At 73.8% G+C, this 6,924-nt stretch carries 4 protein-coding genes; 1 reads left to right on the forward strand and 3 read right to left on the reverse strand.

The genetic code is table 11. The features are described from left to right. From VIM19_10460 to VIM19_10470, 3 genes are all read right to left on the reverse strand, one after another. A partial coding sequence (locus tag VIM19_10460) for a hypothetical protein (protein HEY5185305.1) occupies window positions 1-475 on the reverse strand: 475 nt, incomplete at its 3' end. A 64-nt stretch (window positions 476-539) separates the two neighbouring features. Beyond that, on the reverse strand, window positions 540-2,693 hold the full coding sequence (locus VIM19_10465; protein HEY5185306.1) for a cell wall-binding repeat-containing protein: 2,154 nt from the start codon (window positions 2,691-2,693) through the stop codon (window positions 540-542). Continuing rightward, window positions 2,693-5,104, reverse strand: coding sequence for a cell wall-binding repeat-containing protein (locus VIM19_10470; GenBank protein ID HEY5185307.1), 2,412 nt, complete (start codon window positions 5,102-5,104; stop codon window positions 2,693-2,695). The genes VIM19_10465 and VIM19_10470 overlap by 1 nt, the downstream gene beginning before the upstream one ends. Window positions 5,105-5,629: 525 nt before the next feature. Between VIM19_10470 and VIM19_10475 the strand changes: the two genes are divergently transcribed. Beyond that, on the forward strand, window positions 5,630-6,877 hold the full coding sequence (locus VIM19_10475; protein HEY5185308.1) for an LCP family protein: 1,248 nt from the start codon (window positions 5,630-5,632) through the stop codon (window positions 6,875-6,877). Window positions 6,878-6,924: the final 47 nt, after the last annotated feature.

Consider the following 6,924-nt stretch of genomic DNA (forward strand, 5'->3'; position numbering starts at 1 on the left):
ACGCCCGCCACATCCAGTTGTCGTAGATCAGGTACATGACCCCGAGCCGGCGGGCCATCGCGTTGGCGCTGCCGTAGGCGTCGGTGGCCAGCAGCCGGCCGATGAAGGCGTCCGCGGCCGCCTTCTGCGCCGGGACCCGCGAGTCGACCATCCAGTCCAGCGCCCGCCCCTCCTGGTGCCCGCTGGGGCTGGTCGTGCTGCACGCCCGCAGGGTGCCGAACGACGTGTACGCGGGGTAGGTCCGACGGATCACGTTCATGATCGCGACGATGCCGGGCTGGACGACGGTCTTGCACGTGGTCCCCTCGGTGGGGTCCCAGGGCTGGTAGGCGTCGATCGTCGGGCCGAGATCCGGCGTCACCGGGGCCGCGACGGCCGCTCGGGCCGCGCCGGCGGACAGCACCAGCAGACCGAGCACGGCGACGAGGACGGCGGCCAGCACGCGAGACGGCCCCCCCAGCACGAGGGGGCTCACCCTCTCCACCTCGGCAGCCGACCGGGCACCTCGATCCCCCGATCGGGGGTGCTGTCGGGCCCAGTCAGCCGGTCCCGAACGCGGTGACCGCAGCCACCACCACCTGGTCGGTGAGCACGCCGGTGCCGCCGATGATCAGCAGCTTCTGCAGGCCGGACGCCTGCTTGAGCCAGGCCGCCACCTCGGGCGGCAGCTGCGCGGACGTGAACAGCGTGGCCCGGCCCAGCGGGCTGGCCGCGAGGGCGTCGACGAGCGAGCCGTCGGACCCCGCCGTGAGCGCCACCTGGGTCATGTCCAGCAGCGAGGAGAACGCCTGGGTCACGGCGACCGACGTGGCGTAGCGCGAGGCGCCGCCGGCCCGGTACGGCGTGGGCAGCTGGGCCAGCACCGCGTCGGACACCACCGCGGTGCCGCCGACGACGGTGACCGCCTTCGACCCGAGCGCGGTGAGCTCGGCACGGGTGGCTGCGGGCACCGCGCCGGTCTGCACGAGCAGGATCGGTCGCCCGGCTCCGGCCGCCGGTCCGGCCGCAGCCATCGCGTCGGCCAGGCTGGTGCCGTTGACGACCACGGCCGGGGTTCCGGCCGGGACGCCCATGGCCTGGGCCACGGCCGCCGCGGTGCTGAACCGGTCGGCGCCGGCGACCCGCTTGACCGTCGTGACACCCAGCGCCGCAAGCGACTTCTCCAGGCCGGCGCCGAGCGCGCTCGCCCCGCCCACCAGGTACACCGTGGTCGCCTTGCGGCGGGTCAGCTCGGCCGCCGTCACCGCCGGCAGGCCGGACGACGTCGACAGCAGGATCGGCGCACCCAGCTGGGCCGCCAGCGGGCCGGCCACCATTCCGTCCACCAGGTGGTCGTTCTCGCCCGAGACCAGCACCACCGTGGTGGCCGTGGGTGCGGCCACCTTGCCGACCGCGACGGCGGTGGCGTAGCGGTCGGCACCGGCCAGCCGCTGGACCGGGAGCAGCGCGGCCGTCGGCTGGGCGCCGCTGTCCTTGACCCACGTCGAGGGCAGCCCGAGTCGGCTGGACAGCTGCGCGCCGGTGATGGTCGCGGTGGCGCCCGTCGAGGAGGTCGCCGTGACCTGCTTGACCGCGCCGCTGACGTACCGCGCGACCACCTTCCAGTTGGCGACGTCCGTCAGCCCGAACGCGGCGGCCACCGCCGCCTGGGTGAACGTCCTGGTCCAGGCCGCGTACGTGGGGTTGAGGGTGGGGTCGAGGCTCCAGTGGTCGTCGACGCTGCGCGTGTAGGACAGCGCGGTGCTCCAGACGTCCTCGCTGTTTTGGGTCTTGCCCCCGCTGGAGGAGAAGAAGTAGGCGGGCACCGCGTGGCCGGCGACCGTGACCGCGAGGCCAGTGGTCGGCGTCGCGTCGGTGGCGGTGACCGCGGCCGCCCACTGGGCCCCGAAGGCGCCGCTCTCCTTGCTGTAGCCGACGAAGACCTGGTCGGAGGTGGTGTCGTAGACGTGGCAGGCGCAGGCGCTGCGCAGCCCCGAGGCGTACCTCGCGAGACCGAACGAGCGCGAGGCGATCACCTGGGCCTGCAGGGCGGGCGCCGGCCACGACGACGGCATCTCGCCGAGGCCGAGCAGGTACTCGTCGTGCAGCCGCACCGAGTTGACGACCTCGAGCTTGCCGGCGACCACCTGGGCGTCCACGGTGCCGTACCGGTAGGCGGCGCCGTTCACCGTGAGCACTGTCGCGGCCGTACCGGCCGCGTTCGGCACCCGGGTGCCGGCCCAGTGGAACGTGACCAGCGGCGCGGCGGCGACCGCGGCGCCGCCGCGGCTGACCGTGACGTTGGCGCCGGAGACCCCCAGCGTCCAGGTGTCCGCCGCGGTGCCCCTGACCTGGGTGCTGCTCGTGTCGAGCTCGATGCCGCCACCCCCGGTGGCCAGCGCCTTGCTGCCGATCGTCGCCGTCGCGACGGCGTGCAGCAGGTTCACCCGCAGGTCCATCGCGTCCGGGACGGCGGCCACGGCCGAGCCCGTGTAGTAGTGCGTGATGATCTGCGCCGCGGTGCTGCCTTCCTTGGCCATGCCCGCGGCGCCGTACTGTGACATGCCCACCCCGTGCCCGAACCCGCTGCCGCTGAAGTCGAACCAGGCCGGCAGGTCGGTGGGCGTGGCTGCCTGCGCCGTCGGCGTCGCACCCATCAGGCCGGCGACGAGCGCCAACCCGGCCAGGGCCGCGATCGGCCCGCGCCGGGCCATCAGCCGGCCGCCTGGTCGAGCTGCGTCCGGACGGTGTCGCTGATCGCGCCGGTGCCGCCCAGCAGCAGGGCCTGCTGCACCGCGTTGGCCTTGACGAAGGCCGCCGTCTCGACCGGCAGCTGGGTGCGCTGGGTGAGCAGCATGAGCTGGCCCAGCGAGCCGCCGGCCAGCGCGTCGACGAGGTTCGCCGGGTCACCGGAGCCCAGCACGATGGACGTCGCGGGAACCTGCCCCTCGAACCCGGTGGCCACCGCGGCCGCGGTCGCGTACCGGTTGGTGCCGGCCGCCCTGGTCACGCCCGGCAGGCCGCTCACGGAGGCGCTGGAGATCGCCGCCTCGCCGCCGACCACGAGGACGCTGGTCACGCCGAGGCTGCTGATCTCGGCGGTGGTCTCCGGCGGGACGCTGCCGGCCTGGGTGAGCAGGATCGGGCGGCCGGTCGCCGCGGCCGGTCCGCCTGCGGCGAGCGCGTCGACGAGGTGGGCGTCGTCCCCGGACGCCAGCAGCACGTCGGTGGCCTTCCCGATCTGGGCGGCCACGCGGGCCGCGGTGGCGTACCGGTTGACACCGTCCAGCCGGATGATTCCGGCGGCCGGGATTCCGAGGGCCCGCAGGCCGTCAACGACGCCCTGGCCGAGGGCCCCGAGGCCACCGACCAGGTAGACGGTGGTGACCTTGCGCGCGGCCAGGTCGGCACTCACGCCGGCCGGCAGCGCGTCCACGCCGGACAGCAGCAGCGGCGCACCGAGCGACTTCGCCAACGGCGCGGCCACCAGGCCGTCGACCACGTGGCTGGTCACGCCCGAGGCGAGCACGGTGGTGGTCGCCGTCGGGGCGGCCAGCTTGCCGATCGCCACGCTGGTTCCGTAGCGGTCAGTGCCGGCCAGCCGCGTGATCGGCAGGCAGGTGGCCGGGACGCCGGCGGTGGCGGTCACGCCGTAGGTCAGCGCGGCGCTGCGGGCGACGTCCGAGCCGGCCGCCGACTCCAGCAGGAGCTGGTACACGCCTGGCGGAGCCGCAGTACCGTCCTGCAGCTTGCCGTCCCAGGTCGCGGTGATCTTGGCCCCGGCAGTGGCCGACCCGGTGAGCACCCGCGCCGTCACACCGGTGCACAGCGACTTCACGGTCAGCGTCCAGGTCTGCGCCTTCGGCACGGTCGCGGTGACCGTGGTGGCCGCGCCCGGCAGCCCGGACGCCGGCGACACGGCCGGGTCGAACACTGCGGCGCCGATGAACGCCACGGCCTGGGCCCGGATGCTGTCCATGTAGGGGTACAGGTAGCGGCCGGGGCAGGCGGTGGACACGACGTCGCGGTGCGCCGAGATCGCCTTGATGGTGGCCACCGTCCCGGCCGGGTACTTCGTGCCGGTGTAGCCACCGGAGACCAGCGACTGGTAGCCGTTGGGGTTGCGGTGGAACAGGTCGAGCTTCCAGGCCATGATCCGGGCGATGCCGGTCACCATGGCGGCCGAGGGCGCGGCGGCGTCCAGGTTGCCCAGCGCGGCCACCCCGAAGCTGTTGGTGTTGAAGCCTCCGGTGTGGGCGCCCATGACCGCCTTGTCGACGCCCCCCGCGCGGCCCTCGTAGATGCGCCCGGCCATGTCGACCAGGAAGTTGTAGGCGATGTCGTTCCAGCCCAGGCCGACCGTGTCGTAGGCGTAGATGGCCCGGATGTCCTTGGCGGCGTCGGCCTGGGTCCAGCCGGACGTCTGCCAGTAGCTGTTCGCGGACGCCGTGTGGTGGACGAAGCCCACCTTGACCGTGCTCATGTACGTCGGCGGCCCGTTGCGCAGGCTCTCGTCAGCACCCCAGGCGGCCCGGCTGATGATCGGCGGGGTGGAGCTGGCCGCCTGCGCGGAGCTGCCCGGGTGCGTCGGCTGCATGCTGCCGTCGGCGGGCGAGGTGCCCGGGTCGACCAGCTGCAGCCGCACGTCGGCCGGCGCCGTGCCGTTCGGGGTGTCCATGCGGACCTGCACGCCGTCCGAGCCCGGCGCGAGGATCGGCTCGGTGCCCTGATGGCCGAGGCGACCCTCCGCGGAGCCCGGGTCCGGCGTGTCGTCGCTGATCGCCAGCTCCTCCCAGCTGCCCCAGCCGGAGGAGGTGTGCAACCGGACGTACACCGCCGAGCCAGGCTCCGCGGCACCCGTCCAGGACAGCCCGGCCAGCCGGAACGGCTGCACCCGGTCGGTGGCGGTGAGCTCGGGGGTCAGGACGGCGACCTCGCTGGGCTTCGCCGCGCTGGCGGTGCTGGAGGTGTGCAGCGCGGCCCGGTCGACGCCGTTCAGGTGCCACTGCTGCAGGCGCGGCGCCACCGGGTGGGACGGCGCGGCCGGGGCGGAGACGACCGGCAGCGCGAGGGTCACCGGAACGACGAACGCGACGACGAGGGCGGCGGCGGGCAACAGGCGCATGAGCAGCGGACTTCCCTTGGCGTGTCAGCTCGTGAGGGGCGGGCTTCCCGGGTCGGCCACAGCTGTGTCGGCCGTCCCCGCGTGGTTCCTCTCCAGGCCGGTGGCCTTCGGCGTCAATGGTCGGTTAGTGCTTCGGCCGGTCACGGCGAAGCCTTGACGGCGGCTCGACGTTGGACTCTGCCACAGATCACCGAATCGGCACAGATCAGGACGAATCAGCGGAGGCCGACGCGCGCGGACCGGCGAAGCGGCCGGCGCGACGAGACTGGCGTGTTCATCCTGCGCTCCGAGCCGCCAGCCCGTGTCCCTCCGACACCACCGGACGCGCACCCGGTCAGGAGACGGATCCCGGAGCATGTCGCACCCCGCTGCCACTCGACGCGCGCACCACCCCTGGCGATGGGTCGCGGGCGCGGTCGCGCTGCTGCTCGTCGTCGTGGCGGTGGGCGGTGTCCTGGTCTACCGGCACCTGCAGGGCAACCTCACCACGGTCGACGTCGCCGGGGCCCTCGGCACCGCCCGGCCGTGCAAGGCACCGGCCGCCGCCGCGGCAGCAGCGAGCCAGCCGCTGAACATCCTGGTCATGGGCTCCGACACCCGGGCCGGCCAGGGCAGCGAGTACGGGTCGGCGTCGGTCATCGCCGGCGCCCGGTCGGACACGGCCTTGCTCGTGCACCTGTACGCCGACCGCCAGCGGGCGCTGGTGGCGAGCATCCCGCGGGACACCTGGACCCAGATCCCGTCCTGCCCGCTGCCCGGGGCAAGACGGCGCAGCCCTCCGAGCAGCGCTTCAACGCGGCATTCGGGATCGGCGGCCCGGCCTGCTCGATCAAGACGCTGGAGGCGCTCACCGGCATCTACGTCGACCACTTCGTGGTGGTGGACTTCGACGGGTTCAAGAAGCTGGTGGACGCCCTCGGCGGGGTCAAGGTCTGCCTCAACGAATCGGTGGACGACCCCAAGAGCAAGCTGGTGCTGTCAGCGGGGACGCACGTGGTCACCGGGGACACCGCGCTGGCCTTCGTGCGGGCCCGGGAGACCCTCGGCGACGGCAGCGACATCGGCCGGATCAACCGGCAGCAGGCGTTCCTCTCCTCCATGGTGCAGGAGGTGAAGTCGACCTCGCTGCTGCTCGACCCGGTCCGGCTGTTCAAGGTCCTCGACGCGGCCACCGCCTCCATCACCACCGACCCCGGTCTGGGCAGCCTGAACGCGCTGCGGAAGCTGGCCCAGGGTGTGGCCGGCATCACACCGAGCCGGGTCACCTTCGTCACGCTGCCGTGGAAGCCCCGCGGCGACGACGCCACCGTCGTGGTCAACGAGGCCGAGGCCCAGCAGATCTTCGACGCGATCAAGAACGACGCGCCCTGGCCGGCCGCCACGGCCAGCACCGCGAGCCCGTCCAGCTCGCCGCTGAAGACCGCGCCCAGCGCCGTGCACGTGCGGGTGCTGAACGCGACCGGGACGGCGGGCCGGGCCACGGAGGTCGCCGCCGAGCTGGCGAAGCAGGGCTTCGTCGTCGACGGCATCGGCACGGCGAGCGCGGTCAGCGCCGCCACGACGGTGCGCTACGCACCGGCGTACGACGAGTCCGGCCGCACCCTGACCGCCGCGGTGAAGGGCGCCGTGGCCGAGGCGGACCCGGCGCTCGGCAGTGTGCTGGAGCTGGTGGTCGGGACCGACTACAGCGGGGTGCAGGCGGTCTCGGTGCCCACCGCGTCGCCCTCGGCGTCGGTGTCCAGCCGGTCGGCCGCGGACAACATCTGCTCCTGAGCTGATCCCACCGAAACCACTACCGCTACTGGCGGGCGGAACCCACC

This window comes from Actinomycetes bacterium, assembly GCA_036510875.1.
Lineage (GTDB): Bacteria > Actinomycetota > Actinomycetes > Prado026 > Prado026 > DATCDE01.

Coding starts and splice junctions, on each gene's coding strand:
- VIM19_10465 (HEY5185306.1), bottom strand. CDS start 2,693: ATGGCCCGGCGCGGGCCGATCGCGGCCCTGGCCGGGTTGGCGCTCGTC.
- VIM19_10470 (HEY5185307.1), bottom strand. CDS start 5,104: ATGCGCCTGTTGCCCGCCGCCGCCCTCGTCGTCGCGTTCGTCGTTCCG.